At 29.7% G+C, this 17,086-nt stretch carries 13 protein-coding genes and 1 pseudogene; 11 read left to right on the top strand and 3 right to left on the bottom strand.

Annotated features, from left to right (window positions below):
• The first annotated feature begins 2 nt into the window (after positions 1–2).
• The 11 genes and pseudogenes from Q4Q40_RS09105 (at position 3) to Q4Q40_RS09055 (ending at position 15,071) form a co-directional block, all read left to right on the top strand.
• Entirely contained in the window at positions 3–755 is a 753-nt protein-coding gene (locus tag Q4Q40_RS09105) for a LytR/AlgR family response regulator transcription factor (RefSeq protein WP_303301483.1), read from the top strand.
• 235 nt (positions 756–990) lie between these two features.
• Positions 991–3,126 (top strand): TlpA family protein disulfide reductase, encoded by a 2,136-nt coding sequence (locus Q4Q40_RS09100; protein WP_303301482.1) that lies wholly within the window; start codon positions 991–993, stop codon positions 3,124–3,126.
• Positions 3,127–3,298: 172 nt separating this feature from the next.
• Positions 3,299–3,517, top strand: a pseudogene (locus tag Q4Q40_RS09095) (ribosome biogenesis GTPase Der); the annotation flags it as partial.
• 81 nt (positions 3,518–3,598) lie between these two features.
• Positions 3,599–4,420 carry an ATP-binding cassette domain-containing protein gene (locus Q4Q40_RS09090; protein ID WP_303301481.1) on the top strand — a complete coding sequence of 274 codons (822 nt, stop codon included), beginning with the start codon at positions 3,599–3,601 and terminating at the stop codon, positions 4,418–4,420.
• 2 nt (positions 4,421–4,422) lie between these two features.
• Positions 4,423–5,244 carry a hypothetical protein gene (locus Q4Q40_RS09085; RefSeq protein ID WP_303301480.1) on the top strand — a complete coding sequence of 274 codons (822 nt, stop codon included), beginning with the start codon at positions 4,423–4,425 and terminating at the stop codon, positions 5,242–5,244.
• A gap of 1 nt (position 5,245) precedes the next feature.
• Entirely contained in the window at positions 5,246–5,626 is a 381-nt protein-coding gene (locus tag Q4Q40_RS09080; RefSeq protein WP_303301479.1) for a GntR family transcriptional regulator, read from the top strand.
• Positions 5,613–6,587, top strand: coding sequence for a peroxiredoxin family protein (locus tag Q4Q40_RS09075; protein WP_303301478.1), 975 nt, complete (start codon positions 5,613–5,615; stop codon positions 6,585–6,587). The genes Q4Q40_RS09080 and Q4Q40_RS09075 overlap by 14 nt, the downstream gene beginning before the upstream one ends.
• A gap of 79 nt (positions 6,588–6,666) precedes the next feature.
• A complete protein-coding gene (locus Q4Q40_RS09070) occupies positions 6,667–7,899 on the top strand; it encodes a hypothetical protein (protein ID WP_303301477.1) in 1,233 nt (410 codons plus the stop codon).
• Positions 7,900–8,099: 200 nt separating this feature from the next.
• Positions 8,100–9,359, top strand: a complete 1,260-nt coding sequence (locus Q4Q40_RS09065; RefSeq protein ID WP_303301476.1) for a DUF8696 domain-containing protein — start codon at positions 8,100–8,102, stop codon at positions 9,357–9,359.
• 352 nt (positions 9,360–9,711) lie between these two features.
• Positions 9,712–11,934, top strand: coding sequence for a TlpA family protein disulfide reductase (locus Q4Q40_RS09060; RefSeq protein ID WP_303301475.1), 2,223 nt, complete (start codon positions 9,712–9,714; stop codon positions 11,932–11,934).
• Positions 11,935–12,296: 362 nt separating this feature from the next.
• Positions 12,297–15,071, top strand: a complete 2,775-nt coding sequence (locus Q4Q40_RS09055; RefSeq protein WP_303301474.1) for an outer membrane beta-barrel protein — start codon at positions 12,297–12,299, stop codon at positions 15,069–15,071.
• Between the two features lie 50 nt (positions 15,072–15,121).
• Here the strand turns inward: Q4Q40_RS09055 and Q4Q40_RS09050 are convergent, their stop codons facing one another.
• From Q4Q40_RS09050 to Q4Q40_RS09040, 3 genes are read right to left on the bottom strand one after another with little or no spacing between them, the layout of a single operon-like run.
• The gene (locus tag Q4Q40_RS09050; RefSeq protein WP_303301473.1) at positions 15,122–15,952 is read right to left on the bottom strand and encodes a TPM domain-containing protein; all 831 of its coding nucleotides are present in this window, start codon (positions 15,950–15,952) and stop codon (positions 15,122–15,124) included.
• A 10-nt stretch (positions 15,953–15,962) separates the two neighbouring features.
• Positions 15,963–16,400, bottom strand: a complete 438-nt coding sequence (locus Q4Q40_RS09045) for a TPM domain-containing protein (protein WP_303301472.1) — start codon at positions 16,398–16,400, stop codon at positions 15,963–15,965.
• Positions 16,400–16,987 (bottom strand): LemA family protein, encoded by a 588-nt coding sequence (locus Q4Q40_RS09040; protein ID WP_303301471.1) that lies wholly within the window; start codon positions 16,985–16,987, stop codon positions 16,400–16,402. Before Q4Q40_RS09040 ends, Q4Q40_RS09045 begins: the two co-directional genes overlap by 1 nt.
• Positions 16,988–17,086: the final 99 nt, after the last annotated feature.

Here is a 17,086-nt window from a genome sequence, read left to right as displayed (position 1 = left end):
ACATGATAATTAAAAGCATCATAATTGATGATGAAGTTCATAATTTAGAAAACCTGAAAGGGTTGTTAAAAAGAAACTGCCCTAATGTAGAGGTTGTCGCCATGGAATTTTCTGCAGAAGAAGGCATAGAAGCGATTAGAAAGCTGCAACCCGATTTAGTATTCTTGGATATTGAAATGCCAGCTAAAAATGGTTTCGATATGTTGGAATCTATGGGAGACGTTAACTTTGAAGTGATTTTTGTAACAGCTTACAATCAATACATACTTCAGGCAATTAAATCCTGTGCACTCGATTATTTAATGAAACCAGTGGCCATACAAGAATTGAAGGATGCCGTGTCCAGAGTTGCTCAGGTAGTTTCAGATAAAAAAGAAAATCAAAAATTAAAGGTGTTGGTTGAAAATTTAAGAGATATAAATCAACCTAAAAAAATAGCATTACCAACGGCAGAAGAACTTTATTTTGTATCGATCGATGATATTATAAGATGTAAAGGAGAAAATAATTACACCATGTTTTATTTGGCTAACGGAGATTCAATACTAGTATCGCGAACGCTAAAGGAGTGGGATGACATGCTATCTTCATATCAATTTATCAGAACACATCAATCGCATTTAATTAATAGCATACATGTAAAATCTTTTGTAAAAAAAGATGGCGGTTATATTTTAATGAAAGATGGTAGTATGGTAAGTGTTTCTAAGCATAAAAAAGAACAAACGCTAAGTAAATTGGCGTCTTTAAGATGATATTCTAAATTCTAGTCAAAGAAGTCTAAATACTAATTAAATGGTAATAATAGCTAATTGTTAAGCCTAAAGTAGACGCATGTGTAATATATTTGTTGTATAAGAATGAATCAACCAGCATAACATAAGTTTTACGTGGTTTTTTAAGCAATTAAAAACCTTTGTCTGATTTATGTTTTACGCAGGTTAAAACAAAAAGCAATTAACAATCAAACCAAACCTATTAGTAATCGCCATGAAAAAAAATATCATCATCAACTTCTTTATAGGACTATTATGTACCTATACGTTTGCACAAAAAACAATTGAAAATCCAGAATGCAGATTTAGTTCTATTCCTGGAATCATCACAAAAATAGAATTGTTAGACACCACGACCGTTTTGCATTTTCGTCTCAAGCGAAATCAAGGATCAGTATCTAGAATAAGCGTTCCGAAAAGTACTTATATAAAAGATACAAATGGAGAGGATAAGTTGTTTATAACAAAGGCTGAAGGGATTAAATTAAATACATGGCATCCTATACCAGAATCGGGAGAGGTTATTTATAGCTTATATTTTCCTAAATTAAATCCTAAGGTAAAAAGCATTGATTTTGGAGAAGATAAAGATAGATGGACCATCTATGATATAATCCTTAATGAAGAAGATTTACCCATACCAAAAGTACTTATGGGCAATTGGATGTTGACAGATGGAAGTAACCAATGGGATTATGGTTTTTATTTAAAAAATGCAGTAGTAGATGGCACTGTTTGGAAATATAAATCTGTTGAGGTTAAAGGCAAAAAATATATTATAAGCTTAGAGAAGGCAGGTCAATTAAAAACGATTTATGCTAAACTAGGGAAAAATGGATTGGTGAATTTTGCTAAAAGCCCTAAACAATATAAAGTGTATAGTACAAAAAAAGTACATAACCCTAATTTCAAACCTATAAATAATGATTGGTATACAGAAGAAGATATTAAACATGGTTTTACTACCTATTCAGGCTTAATAAAGGGGTATACTAGTAGTGGTAAAGAAAAAACAGGTACAGTTAGTGTTAATAATATTTTTACGGGTAGTCAGGAGTCGTATATAGTTAAAATTGCAGAAGATGGTAGTTTCTCTGTAAAAATCCCTGTGCCTTGCCCTACAGGTATAATTGTTGTATTGCCAAGTAATATCTACAGTTTTGTATTTGTTGAACCTGGAAAAGAAATTTTTCATTTAATTGATGGAGGTAATTCAAAGTTTATGGGGGACGGTGCACAAGTGAATTCAGATTTAAGTTCAATGCAATCAATACAATATGAGTTTGTAAGAGGTATAGGAGAGAAGTCTCCAGAAGATTATAAAAAATTGTGTTTTGATAATGGTGAAAAATATAGTAAAAAGATAGACTCTATTAACAAAGGACGATTTATATGCAACAAGGCTTTACAATTAAAAAAGTTAGAAGTGGAACTTATACCATTAATAAGGATTGCAGATTATGAAACAAGAAGATGGGGTTTTGGCAAAAGAAATGAATTGATAAAAGATGAAAAGAGAAAAATGCTAATTAAAGAGTTTAAAGTAGATGCTTCTTATTATAATTATATACCAGAAGATGTATTAAATAATAAAATGGCCGTATTATCTGGATTCTATGATATGCTTATTTCAGGTCTTAAGTACAGTAAAGTATTTAGAGAGAGTGACACTAAAGTTTTTTCAGTAATGCTACAAACGGCAGAAGCGAGACAAGATAATATGGCAGAGTTTTTAAAGGTACCAGAATGTTTTATGTTAGATGTTATCTCGTGTCAGGGGAAGACAAGAAATCTTTTAGAATTTAATCCATATTCAGATACTGAATTAAAAAATATCAAAGAAACCATTAAAACACCTTTTTTGTCAAATTATTTGACCTTTTTAAATGATAAAACAAAGGCCGAAGTTGAAGAGAAAAAAACTGACGGTTACACTGAGTATACTGATAAAACAGAAGACGATGAACAATTTCGTGCCATATTTGAAAAATTTAAAGACAAAGTAGTTTATGTTGGTTTTTGGAGAACCTATTGTGGTCCTTGTTTAACAGGAATGGATAGGATTAAACCACTAAAAGAAGCCATGAAAAATGAAGATGTGGTGTTTTTGTACATAGCAGATCAAAAATCTGATGAAAAAGTATGGAAAAATTTAATAGCAGATATTGATGGAGAACATCTTAGAGTTTCTACAGATGAATGGAATTACTTAGCAGCGAAGTTCAATATTTCATTATTTCCGCACTATGCACTTATAAATAAAAAAGGAGAAATTGTAAATCCTAGAATGAAGATCAATCACTCAAATGATGAATTAAAAGCAATCTTTAAAACTGAAATAGAGAAATAGTTTTTCTATTTAGTGGTTACTTCCATTTTAATAAAAAGGATAAATAATAACATTTATGAATGATTTATATCTTTTTTAAGAAGTTTATAATAGTACTAATTTATCTTCGTTAAAAATTTCACCTATAAATATAATGTTTGTAGGTGAAATCGGTAGTTAGTCATCAATCAAAGTCCCTATTATAGAAAGTTACCCACCGCCAGCATATAAAGCTAAATATGTAAAGATTAAATACATTATGCAGCTGCCAACACCACAACCGCAATTTGCATTTTTCTGTAACTTACCCCAATACGTAAAAGATCCCTATAAACGTTTTTTAGAAAATAAACTTCGCGAACACTTTGATTTTAAAGGTGTTCCCATTAGTGTTTATATGCGTAAGAAGTAAACTTTTATAATTCCATTTGATTAACTAAAATTAAATTATATCTTTGTGTCATACTTGAATAGGACACTAATACATTGCTGTATGATTTATATAAATGACCTGGTATTTAATTATGATAAACAAAAAAGTTTATTTAATAATTTGAGTTTAGAACTTGAAAGTGGACAAATAGTTGGTTTGTTTGGTAAAAATGGATCAGGAAAATCTACTTTTCTAAAGTTAATCTCTGGATTAATAAATCCAAGATCTGGTGTTGTAAAATTAAATGGAGATAACCCTTTTAAGCGTTTACCTTCTTTGATGGAAGATGTTTACCTAGTGTCAGAAGATTTATATATACCCGACATTTCTATTAAAAAATACATTGATGCTTATGCGTTCTTTTACAAAAAATTTGATTTAGAAAAAATGCATAAAATCATGAAAGATTTTGCGCTTCAAGAAACAGATTATTTGCACAAAATATCATACGGTCAAAAGAAAAAATTTTTGATTGCTTTCGCACTTTCCACCAATTGTCAATTTTTGCTCTTAGACGAACCTACTAATGGAATAGATATCACATCAAAAAGTATATTTAGAAAGGTGTTAATAAATTCTATAACAGATCATCAAATGGTAATTATATCCACACACCAAGTAAGAGATATTGAAACTATTATAGACCGTATTTTGATTTTAGATGATGGAAATAATGTTTTTAATTATCATGTTAATGATATATCAGAACACTTAAAGTTTGAAAGGCTTGCAGATATTTCAAACAAAAAAAATATAGTGTTTTATGAAAAAGAATTAGGGGCGTATAAAGTTATTTCTCCAGTCGATAATAGCGAAGAAACAGATATTGATTTAGAATTATTATTTAATGCAATTATAAGTAAGGCTCAAATAAAATTATAATAATGAATTTACAGGAGTATTTCAATTTAAACAGGTTCTGGTTGTATTTAAAGCATGATTTAAAATTGTATAAAAAAAAATATCTTGGTTTTATTCTAAGTTTTATTCTTGTACTTTTTTTAATAGATTTATTTGTAATTGAACAGAATTTATATATAGTTAAAGTAGAAAATAATTATGTTAGAACGTTTAGAACAGAAATCTATCAAGTCGTTTTCTTGTTAACACTTTTAATGAGTTGGGTGTTAGTAATTGGATCAAGCTTTTTACCATTAAGAAAAAGAAGTAGTACTATTAATTATTTGCTTTTGCCAGTATCTTTATTGGAGAAGGTTTTAGTGCAGTTTATTATAAGAGTAGTCGTATTTACATGTCTGTTTGTTTTTTTGTATTGGATAGAGTTTAAATTGGCGCTTTCTATAATTTATTTATTTGAAGATAAGCAAAGTTTAATTGTACCTAGTTTTGGAGTGTTTGACTTTTTTGAAAAATCGTTAATATTTTCTCATAAAATAATTATAATACTGTCTTTATTCTCTGTGACCTCATTTTTATTTGCAGCGACAACTTATTTTCAAAAACGCCCCGTTTTAAATACAGTACTTGCATTAGGAGTATTAGTTTTATTAGCCTTTGTTTTTTCGGTTGTAATGTCTCATATATTATTACCTGATGAAGTTAATGGATTTGAAATGAAAATATTTGATAGAGAATTGCCTAATAAATGGAATACCATACAAATATGCCTTTCTACTATAGGAGTGATGTCTAGTTTATTTTTCTTTCCAATTGCTTATTTTAAATTAAAAGAAAAGGAAGCTTAATATGGAGTTTAAATCAAATAAAGGTATATATCTCCAAATTGCTGAAAATATTTGTAATCAGATATTAGAAGGTAAGTTAGAAGAAACTAAAAGAGTGCCATCTATACGAGAATTAGCTGTAGAGATGGAGGTTAATAGAAATACTGTAATGCGCACTTTTAGCTTTTTACAGGATGAGGAAATATTTGTAAATAAAAGAGGAGTTGGTTTTTTTGTAGCAGATAATGCCTCTAAGTTAATCTTAAAAAAAGAAAAGCAGAATTTTTTTAAAAATGAGTTTCCGTACCTAATAAAAAAAATTAAGCTACTAAAACTTAATAGTGAAGATTTACAAGAACTTATTTTAGAAATGAAAAATAACGATACTCATGAAAACAAGTAAATATATATTAATTGCATTTTTGATTTTCTTTTTTGGATCAATAACAGTGTTGCATATAGACTCGAAATTACACGAAGAGAACTATAAAGCCTTAAGGATTGAAAAAGCGAAAAATAGAGAGATAAGAGATGATTTTTATATTGCTCGTGATGAATTTCGAAATAATAAGAGTAGAGAGAATTGGGGAAAATTATTAGAAAAAACAAAATTATATTTTACAGGTAATATCTTGTATGTAGAAGATTACAATACTGCTTGTTGGACTATTTATAATAACTATAAAAAATTTGGTAGCCTTGATGCTTTAAAAATGGTAAAAACTTGGGCAGAAACAGCTGTTAAGTTAACCCCTCAAGATGGACACATGCACGATACCTATGCAAATATTTTATTTGAGTTAGATTATGTTGAAGAAGCTGTAAAACATCAAGATACAGCAGTGAAGATACTTGAGAGAGAAGGACACGGATGGACAGATTTGTATAGAGAACGATTTAATAGATTTAAAATGCATTTACAAGATAGTGATGTTAAAGTAGGTGATAAATACATTGATGTTACAGCAACAAGTTTTGATGATAAAAAGATTAATTTCTCCGAGTTGATTGATGGGCAAGTAGCATTAATAAATTTTTGGAGGTTATGGGATGAGAAAATCAATGAAAGGAATAAGTCTTTGTTGACCATTTATAATGAATTTAATGCTAAAGGGTTAATTATCGTTGGTGTAACTAAGGGGGGCAGTTCAAATGTTCTTGAGACTATACATGATATGACTGCTAAAAATAAGCAACCTTGGGTAAATCTTTTAGATTTAGAAGGAGGTGACAGAATTTGGGATAGGTATAATGTTATAAATACACATTATAGAAGGTTATTAATTAATAAAGAAGGTGTTATTATTTCTATAAACCCAACTGAAGAGGAACTAAAAGAACAGTTAAATCAATTATTAAAATAAAATACGTAATAAATAGTTTTTTAAAAAACAGTTTTAAATTTTAACAAACAATAATTTAATTATCAATCAAAAATCGAACATGATAAAAAATGTATTCATCCTTTTATTGTCATTAATTTGTACTTTTTCATTTGCACAACAAACAATTGAAAATCCAGATTATAGTTATAGTACCGTTCCAGGAGATTTAACTAAAATAGAAATTTTAGAAGATGCTACAGTATTGCATTTTCACATTAAGTACAAACCGAAATATTGGATTTTTATACCTAAAAAAACGTTTATAAAAAACGTCGATTCAGAAGAGAAACTTTTCATTACTAAAGCTGAAGGGATTCCTTTGTCCAAACGTTTTTTCATGCCAGAGTCAGGTGAAACTAGGTATAAATTATATTTTCCTAAATTAAATAAACCTATAAATAAAATTGATTTTGGAGAAGTCAATGATGGAGGTACTTGGTTTATGTATGATGTAATTATTAATGAGGATGAAAATGATTCAATGTTGCCAAGAGTGTTGCGTGGAGATTGGTTATTAACAGACGGTAGTAACCGTTGGGATTATACTTTTAATCCAAAAAATGCGATAGTAGATAAACGTGTTTGGACTTATAAGTCGGTTGAAAGTAAAGGAAAGACATATAAAATAACTCATGAGAGTTCTGGGGAATTTAAAATAGTTTATGGAAAGCTAAGTAAAAAAGGGAAAGTGGATTTTGGGTTAACCCCTAAAGCATTACAGACTTATAGTTTAGAAAAAACAAATAACCCTAAATTTAAGTTAGAAAATGATGAGGTTTTTAAAGCATCTAATATTCTTAATAAAGATTCAGCAATCTATTCTGGTGTAATAAAAGGTTACACAGAAAGAGTCGGTATGAAAACAGGAATGGTCTATGTTAACAATGTTTTTAAAGGAAATCAAGAATCTAATTTGGTTAAAATTTCTGCAGATGGTAGTTTTTCAATTAAACTTAATTTGAGGCACCCTCAGTTTGTTCTTGTAAGAATAGCAGGCCTTAATGAGTTTGTTTTTGTAGAACCTGGAAAAGAAACATTTCATTTTATAAATGGTAAAAAATCGCTTTTTATGGGAGATTGTGCTCAAGTAAACTCTGATTTATATGCAATGAAAGATATACGATATTTTGATTCCCAATCAGCAATAGACAGTATAGGGATAACATCTCCTGAAGCATACAAAAAAATGTGTTTTGATGTTATGGATGAAGAGTTGAAAGCAGTTAAGGAGCTTGCAGAAAAACAATTTATTAGTAATAATATCAGGAATCCCTCATTATACTTTAGTTAATAAAAAAGGAGAGATTGTTAAGCCTAAAATGGGGCATAACTCAAACGGAAAACTTAAAACTATTTTAGAAAAACAAATTAAAAGTGACATATAGTTTTTTGTATAAAAAAGAACAGTAAAAATTGTAGTATTAAAGAAAAGAGTATTGAATTAATCTAAATATTTCGATCGATAGATTTCGTGCTTTATTAAAACCAGCGATGAAAAAGAAACTCAATATAATACTTTTAATTTTATTTATTTTTTTAGGTTTAAAATTACAAGCTCAATTAGGGTTTTGTACAGGTAATTCTGGAGACCCTATTTTTAGTGAAGATTTTGGAGTTGGTTATAATGATGAACCAATATCTTCTGGTAGTACGACATATAATTTTACTACAGGAATACCAAGAAATGGGTATTATAAAGTATCTAGTAATACAAATTGGTTTGGATGGTTTAATACTAGAGATCACACACCAAATGATAAAAATGGAAGAGCTCTTATTGTAAATGCAAGCACTGAACCAGGAGAATTTTTTAAAATTTCAGTTTCTGGTTTATGCGAAAACACAACCTATGAATTTTCATCTTGGTTAATTAATTTGTTTCCTTATAATCATAAAGTATGTGGTTTTTTTAAAAATGAAAGTGCCATACCAATAAATGTAACATTTGAAATTTGGGATAGTACAGATACTGTGCTGATAAAAAGTGGAGATACAGGAAATATAAAAGGTTCTTATGCCCCAAATTGGGAGCAATATGGGTTAGTATTTCAAACAAAACCAGGACAAACATCGGTGATTTTAAAAATGAGAAATAATAGTATAGGTGGTTGTGGTAATGACCTAGCTATAGATGATATCATGTTTAAAACGTGTGGCGATTCTGTTATTATAGAAGATGCATCAGGAAATAAAAACAATATTTCTTTATCTAATAATGAATTGCCTTATTCTACAATACTTAAAGCTGCTCCAGACTTTTCAGTTTTTTCGACACATTTTTATCAGTGGCAAAAAAGTGAAAATGGTATTGATTGGGTTAATATTATAGGAGAAAATAGAAGTGATTTTTCAATAAAAAAGATAAGTACTTTAAGTTATTATAGAGTATTGGTTGCTGAAGATGCTGTTAACTTATTGAATTCATCATGTAATTCAACTTCAGAAATTTATAAGGTTGAGATTCCTCAACCAAAGAAAGGTGCCAAAATTCGAGAAAAAGTAACTCGAATTAATGTTATAAACCCAAAGGAGAGTATTAAAACTAAAAAGCAAGTTACCATAGTGATGAATGGACATAAAATTATTAATCATGAAGTATGGATTGATGGTGCTCTAGGTAAATATGTACAAACAAGTGAAAAGATAATAAAGCAAGGAGATATTAACGCAGGTGCAATTATAGAAGAAACTATTTATTATAAAACGGTTTACGGTTATAATTCTAAAAAAAGGATTTATAGTACAAAATAAAATTCAGCTGTTTTATTCTGAATAGAACCAATTATACAATGGTAAAAAGGAGGGGGGAGAAACTAAAATGAATCTTTTTGATGGGGAAACAGCTTGGAGTTTCTACAGATGAATGGAATTACTTAGCAGTGAAGTTCACTACATCGTTCCTTTGGAGCCATCAGAATGGCCTTTTTTGGCAGTTTTGGTTGGGGTGAAATTTTTGCCTCTAAAGGCAAAATGAAACTGGCGAAAACCTGTGCTGAGCGGAGCCGAAGTATACTCCTATGGCTAGCCTAGTGGATAGTCAGTATTTAAGAAAAATTATAAGATAAATATTTATATTTATTAAAAACACTTTTAATCATCAATTATGAAAAAAATCACATTTATTTTTTTACTAACTTTATTATTAGGCTTCAGTATTAACGCCCAAAAAACAATTAAGAACCCTTCTTTTGAAGTCACCATTAGTGGCATAACACATATCTCAAAAATAGAATTAAATATAAATGATACCAGAATATATATTCACAGTACCTTTTTACCAAAATGGTGGGTGAATTTTGAAAAAGATTTGTTTATTAAAGATTGCGAAACAGGAAAGAAGTATACCATAAAGGAAGTTGAAGGTGTAGCATTTGGAGAAAGAATATTTATGCCCGAATCTGGAGAGAAAACAAACGTTTTAATTTTTCCTCCCTTAGACACAAATGTAAAAAAGATAGATTATAGTGATCAGATTTTTGGAATCTCATTACTTAAAAAGAATAAAAGGCTAGTCAAAACAAAAGAAGTTCCAGAAAGTGTCTCTAAATGGCTGGGAGAAGAACTGGCTAAAGTTACTGCACCACCAGTTAAAGATTTTAATGCTTCTCAGTTTTTTAATAAGTCTGCTGCTAGATTAGTAGGTTATATAAAAGGCTATGACCCTCGTTTAGGTTTTGAAACTGGCATCATGTATATGGGTAACGACATAACCCGAGAAGATTATCCAGTAGTTATTCAAGTGCATCCGGATGGTCGTTTTGAAGCAGATATTCCATTAACGAACCCAATATATTCCCGTATGTCTTTTAAAAGAAGTATGACTTTTAATTTATATCTGGAGCCTCAACAAACTCTGGCTATGATTATAGATTGGGAGGAGTTTTTAATTGCTGATAAATTTAGAAATAAACGCCATAAGTTTAAGAATGTAATATTTAAAGGACCATTAGCAAGAATTAATGAAGATTTGTCTGGTTTCGAATTAAAAGAAATTAACTATAAGGCTTTTAACAAAAAGATAAAAAAATTATCTCCTGAAGCATTTAAAAAAGAAAAGTTAGGAGACCTTAAAGAAAATAAAGATAATCTAACAGCTTATTTAAGTAATAATACCATTACACCCAAAGCAGCGGTGCTATTAAAGAATAATATGCTTTTGGAACATGCAACGCAATTATTCGATTTTATAAGAAAAAGAGACTATGAGGCTAGAAAAGATACCATTAATGACATTTTAAAGACACCAGTAGCAAATGATTATTATGACTTTTTACAAGACATGCCTTTAAATAACCAAAGTCTTTTAGTATTGGATAAATTTGGAACGTTTGTTAATCGTTTTGAGTTTAGTAAACCTATACTTATTTATCCTAAAAGGAAGAAAAGTGCCTTAAACTTAAAACCAGAAAAAACATTATTAGAATATTTTAAAGAAGCAGGAATCATAATATCAGAAAAAGATAAAGAATTAATAGAGCTTCAAAAAAAGAACCCTCTTAAATCAGCGAAAGAGTATAATGAACAGCGTAAACTGTTTAGTGATGCCTATAAAAATGGATCAAAAGCATATTCAAAAAAATATGTTCAGCCTTTAATGGATGCGCAATCTAAGGTCGAAAAAATATCAATGGAAAAATGGAGATTAAGAGATTCTGTAGTTACTAATATCTTTAAATTGGAAAAAAATCTTGTTTATGATATGGTAAAAATAAGAGCACTTGATTTTGATATAAAAAGATCTAATAGTAAATCAGCACATGAATATTGGGAAACTCTGAAAAATGAAATTGTCCATCCTTTTTTAAAAGAGGAAGGTGATAGAGTTGTAAACAAAAAATTTCCTATGATATCCACGCAGAAGAATATAGATGGTAATATGAATACAAGAGAAAATATTCAAGCCATAACGACTAAATTACCAGAAGGTAGGGCGACAGATGTTTTTAGAAAAATTATAGAACCATTTAAAGGCAAAATATTATTTGTAGATTTTTGGGCAACATCATGCGCACCTTGTGTTGGAGGAATTAAAAGAATGAAAGACACCAGAAAGGAATATGAAGGCAATAAAGATTTTGATTTTATATTCATCACAGACGAGCGTTCTTCAACAATAGGGAAGTACACAAAATTTGTAGAAGAGCAAGAACTTAAAAATACATATAGACTATCGTTAGACGATTATAATTATTTACGCCAATTATTCAAGTTTAATGGTATTCCCAAATATGTGGTAATTGATAAAAATGGTGATGTTATTAATGATAATTTTTCTATGTATCTTTTCGATTATTTATTGGATGGGATTCTTGAAAAATATAAATAAAAACGATTATTAGTGACACTCAATTTTGAGAGGTCTAGCTAGACCTCTCAAAATTGTAAGTTGAACTAATCCCGCTTTTTAGCAGGATCTAGGTTTAATAGCTTATTATAATTATATGCCTTTGAAGTCGAGTTGCGATATTTTCTTACTAAAAAGGAAAAGGTATTCTAGTATATTATAGAAGATCATTCATTCTTTAATACTAATCTAAGCTTAAGTTGCCTTAATTAGTGCATTATATTCGTCTAAAACATATTAGGTAGTAAAAAAACGTCTTTTCGTTTTATTCGGTATAATATTTGATAGCTATAATGCTATTAGTCAATCAATCAATCAATCAATCAATCAACGAATCAAACCAAATGCAAAAAGTTATTTTCTGCCTAACATTTTTATGTGCTACGTTATCCTTTTCCCAATCAAATTCATTTAGTATTTCAGGAATATTAATTTCTGAAGAAGAAAACATCCCTTTAGAATCGGCAACAGTATATCTAAAACGAGTTAGTGATAGTACTTTAATTACTTATACAATTTCTGATAGGAACGGGAAATTTATATTGGAAAATAAAACGTCTGATAAAAAAGCAAATCTCTATGTGTCTTATGTAGGCTATCAAACGTATTTCAAAACAATTAATTTAGACAAACAGGTCATAGATATAGGTAAAATAAACCTAAAAATAAATACAGATGCTTTAGATGAAATTGTTATTACATCTGTAGCGCCTATTACAATTAAGAAAGATACTTTAGAATTCAATGTGAAGTCCTTTAAAACAAAAAAGGATGCCAATATAGAAGATTTACTAAAAGAAATTCCAGGTATAGAAATTGATGAAGAAGGAAAGATAAAAGTAAATGGTAAAGAAGTTAATAAAGTATTAGTTAATGGCAAACCATTTTTTGGAGATGATCCAACAATTACGACTCGAAATTTAACAAAAGATATTGTTGAAAAAATTCAGATTTTAGATACTAAAACCAAAGATCAGGCTTTTACAGGCGAGGAAGTTGATGGCGAGAATAAGACGGTAAACCTGGTAATAAAAAAAGAAAACAATAAAGGCGTTTTTGGTCGGGTAGCTGCAGGAGCGGGTACAGAAGATCATTATGAATATGCAGGGATGTTTAACTATTTTGATAACGATCAACGCATAAGTGTTTTGGCTGGAGGTAATGATATTAATTCTCCAGGTTTTAGTTTTGGTGAAATACGTAAAATGTTTGGTGCAGCTAATAGTATGAGTGTTAGTTCTAATGGATCATTTAGTATAGATGGTCGTTCTTTTGGCGGTGGACAAGGGATTACAGAATCTCAAAATTATGGAACAAACTATGCCGATAAGTTTGGTGAAAAAGTAGATGTAGCTGCAAATTATTTTTATTCAGGAAGTCATTCAGAAAATAAAAAGACTAGTAATAGAGAGAATATTTTAGCAGATTCCAGATATTTTACAACGTCTGGTTCTAGTTCTTTTAGCGATAGCGATAATCATAGTGCAAATTTTGAGTTTGATATAGAAGTGGATTCAACGCTTTTAATAAACATAGAGCCTTCTTTTAAATATGCAAAAAGTAAAACCATATATTTTGAAGACAATACATCATCAGATGAATTTAATGAGTTAATAAATAGGTCTACTTCAAAATCAAATGTTGAAACTTTTGGTAAAAACTTCAGTAATGATATTGATATTACAAAACGATTTGGTTCAAATGGCGCATTTTTAAGATTCAGTATAGAAAATGAAATAAATGTTAGAGAAGGTGATGATTTTTTAGAATCCTTGACTGAAATATTAGAAGATGATACAGAGAATATTGAAAGAAATCAATATACAGATAGTGAAAATAAGGTTAATAATTTTAGCTCTGATGTTACTTACAGATTACCACTAATAGGGAAAGAGTTCTTTTTAAAATTTAAATATGATTATAACAGGAACAAACAAGAAGACAGGAAAAGTACATTTGATAAAGATACAGACACTAGTTTGTATTCTGAGTTTAATACAGAATTAAGTACCGATTTTGAGTATATTAACGAAACCAGTACACCATCTTTTGAGCTTGAATACAAAAAGAAAATCTGGTCTGCTAGTTTTGAAACATCTTATGTTTTTAGAACTTTAGAAAATAGAGACTTGCTAAGACCTGAGTACAATCTAAAAAGGGATTTTGAAGCAGTGGAACTAAGATCCAGATTTCGTTACAAGTTTAGTCCTAAATCATCACTTAGTATGGGGTATTACCTAAGAAACAACCCACCACAATTATCCCAATTACAATCATTTAGAAATGTTTCAAACCCACTAAATGTTATAGTCGGAAATCCTAATTTAGAACCACAAAATAATCATAGTATTTATATGCGTTATAATGCTTTCGATTTTCAAAAAGGCTCTAGATTTAATGTGTATTTCAGGTCTGTTTTCCAAAATAATAAAGTAGTTTCAACAAGTATAATAGATGAGAATTTAGTTAGAGAAACGACATACGCTAATGTAAATGGATCTTATAATATTTATGGATATATATCGGTTAGCAAAAAAGTAAAAATTGATAACTTAAGAACAGTCAGTTTTGATATAGGAGTTGGACCTAATATTACAAGATCTATAAATTTTAATAATGGTATTCAGTATGCTAGTAATAATACGTCTTTATCTCCTAGCTTGAGATTAAGGCTAGTTTGGAAAGATGTTTTAGAGTTTAATCCTAGATATGTAATGTCGTTTACAAGAAATACATTTGATCTTGACAATTTTGAAAATCAAGAGTTTTTAAAACATTCATTAAATTTAAATACGGTGACTTTTTTGCCAAGAAAATTCGAATGGCGGAACGATATTCAATTTAGTTACAATCCTAATATAGCAGATGGCTTTCAAAAAAGTGCTTGGTTTTGGAACTCTACTTTAGCATATTCTGTACTTAAAGATAAAGGAACCATAACGCTTAAAGCTTACGATGTATTGAATCAAAATACCAATGCTAGAAGGGTGGCCACTCAAAACTATATAGAAGATGTGGAAAGCACTGTATTGCAACAATATTTTATGCTAAGTTTTAGCTGGAAATTCAATAGCTTAGGAAAGGCAGGAGAAATAAGAGACCGAGTAAGGTATAGGTAGATTTTAATTATTGCCATTTTTAAAATTGGGAACAATAGGGCTATCAATAATTACCAACCGCCAGAAGCGCCGCCGCCGCCGCCAGAGCCACCTCCAAAGCCGCCACCAAAACCCCCTCCAGAGAAACCGCCACCTGAATTTCCTCCAAAGCCGCCAGAAGAACCACTTCGGTAATTACCACGTCCCATATTGCTTAAAATAATAGCTTCTAAAATATCAACACCACTAGATCTGTTTCCTCTATTGCCTCCACCGCCACGCCTATTCTTAGACACCGAAATGAGGATAATGATAAATATAAAAATGAAGATAAATATAAGCTTACCGGGGAAATCACTATTATTGGACTTACGAGTGCCTTGATATTCTCCATTAAGTACTTCAAAAATAGCATCAGTTCCTCTGCTTAAGCCACCATAATAATCATTTTGTTTAAAATAAGGAATAATGTCTCTTTCTATAATACGTTTAGATAATGCGTCGGTTAAAAGATGTTCTATCCCATAGCCTGTATTTATTCCAATTTTCCTGTCATTCTTTGCTAATAATATTAGTATACCATTATCTTTTTTTACTTGTCCTATACCCCATTCTTTGAGCCATTGGGCTCCTAAAAAATTAATATATTCTCCTTCAGTAGAATTGATAATGGCAACAACGATTTGTGTAGAAGTAGTATCTGAATATTTCCTTAACTTAACAGCTAGTTCAATACTATCTTTTTTTGAAAGGAGTTTAGGATTAGTATAGTCGTATACAAAAGTTTGCTTTTTGTTAGAAGGTCTTTTAGGTATTTTATATTGAGCCGAAATTGTTCCTAAGGCGAAAAAAGTAAGGAACAAAGAAATAATAATACTTTTTTGTTTAACAATTAATTGCATACTTTAAATTCTATCCTTTAGAAATGTCGTTTGTAAGTTCATTGATGTCCGAATTTGTATAAGGAAAATAGTGTTTGAGTTGTTCTCCGCACTTAAAAACTCCATCAATCAATCCTTGTTTAAAATTGCCTTGTTTAAAATGTGACTGTATAACATCTTTGGTGCTATCCCAAAAATCATTCTCAACAACCTTGTTAATACCTTCATCACCGTAGATAACAAATGTTTTTTCTGCAATTGCTACATAAATTAACACCCCATTTTGGAGCTTAGTATTATCCATTTTTAGTATGTGGAAAAGCTCAAGAGCACGATTAGTAGCATCTTCTTTAGATGTTTTTTCTATATGAACTCGTATTTCTCCAGAAGTATTTAATTCTGCTAATCTTATAGCTTCAACAATTTCTTGTTCTTCAGCAGTAGAAAGAAAATCTTCAACTTTAGACATTAAAACTCTACTTTAGGGGCATTTTTACTATCTGGGTCAGATTTATATAAAGGCATGCCTTCAAATCCACCTATACTTGCAATAAAATTAGTAGGGATTTTTTTTATAGTAATATTATATTCACCTGCTATCTTATTAAATCTATTTCGTTCAACATTAATTCTGTTTTCAGTGCCTTCCAATTGTGATTGTAATTCTAAGAAACTTTTATCCGCTTTTAAATCAGGATAACGTTCAACAGTTAATAATAATTTAGATAATGCACCACTTAAACCTTGTTGAGCTTGCTGGAATTGTGCCATTTTTTCTGGAGATAAATCACCAGCATTAATTGTTGTTTTTGTAGCTTCAGAACGTGCTTTAATAACACCTTCTAAGGTTTCTTTTTCATGAGAAGCGTAACCTTTCACGGTAGCAACTAAATTAGGTATTAAATCAGCTCTCCGTTGGTAAGAACTTTCAACATTTGCCCATTGAGCTTGTGCTAATCCTTCTTTTTCAACAAGCATATTGTTTACTCCAACTCCCCATTTAACCAATAACAGAATTAAAGCAATTATAATAATCCATGGTAAAAATTTCTTCATAATAAAATTAGTTTTAGTATAATTTGTTAGTGGTTACTTATGTGAGACACTTAATTTTTAAAAATGTTACATAATTAAATGTATTTTTTAGTTAGAGTA

The sequence above is a fragment of the Flavivirga jejuensis genome, assembly GCF_030540765.1.
GTDB classification, from domain to species: domain Bacteria; phylum Bacteroidota; class Bacteroidia; order Flavobacteriales; family Flavobacteriaceae; genus Flavivirga; species Flavivirga jejuensis.
This window is presented reverse-complemented; position numbering and strand designations above follow the sequence as displayed.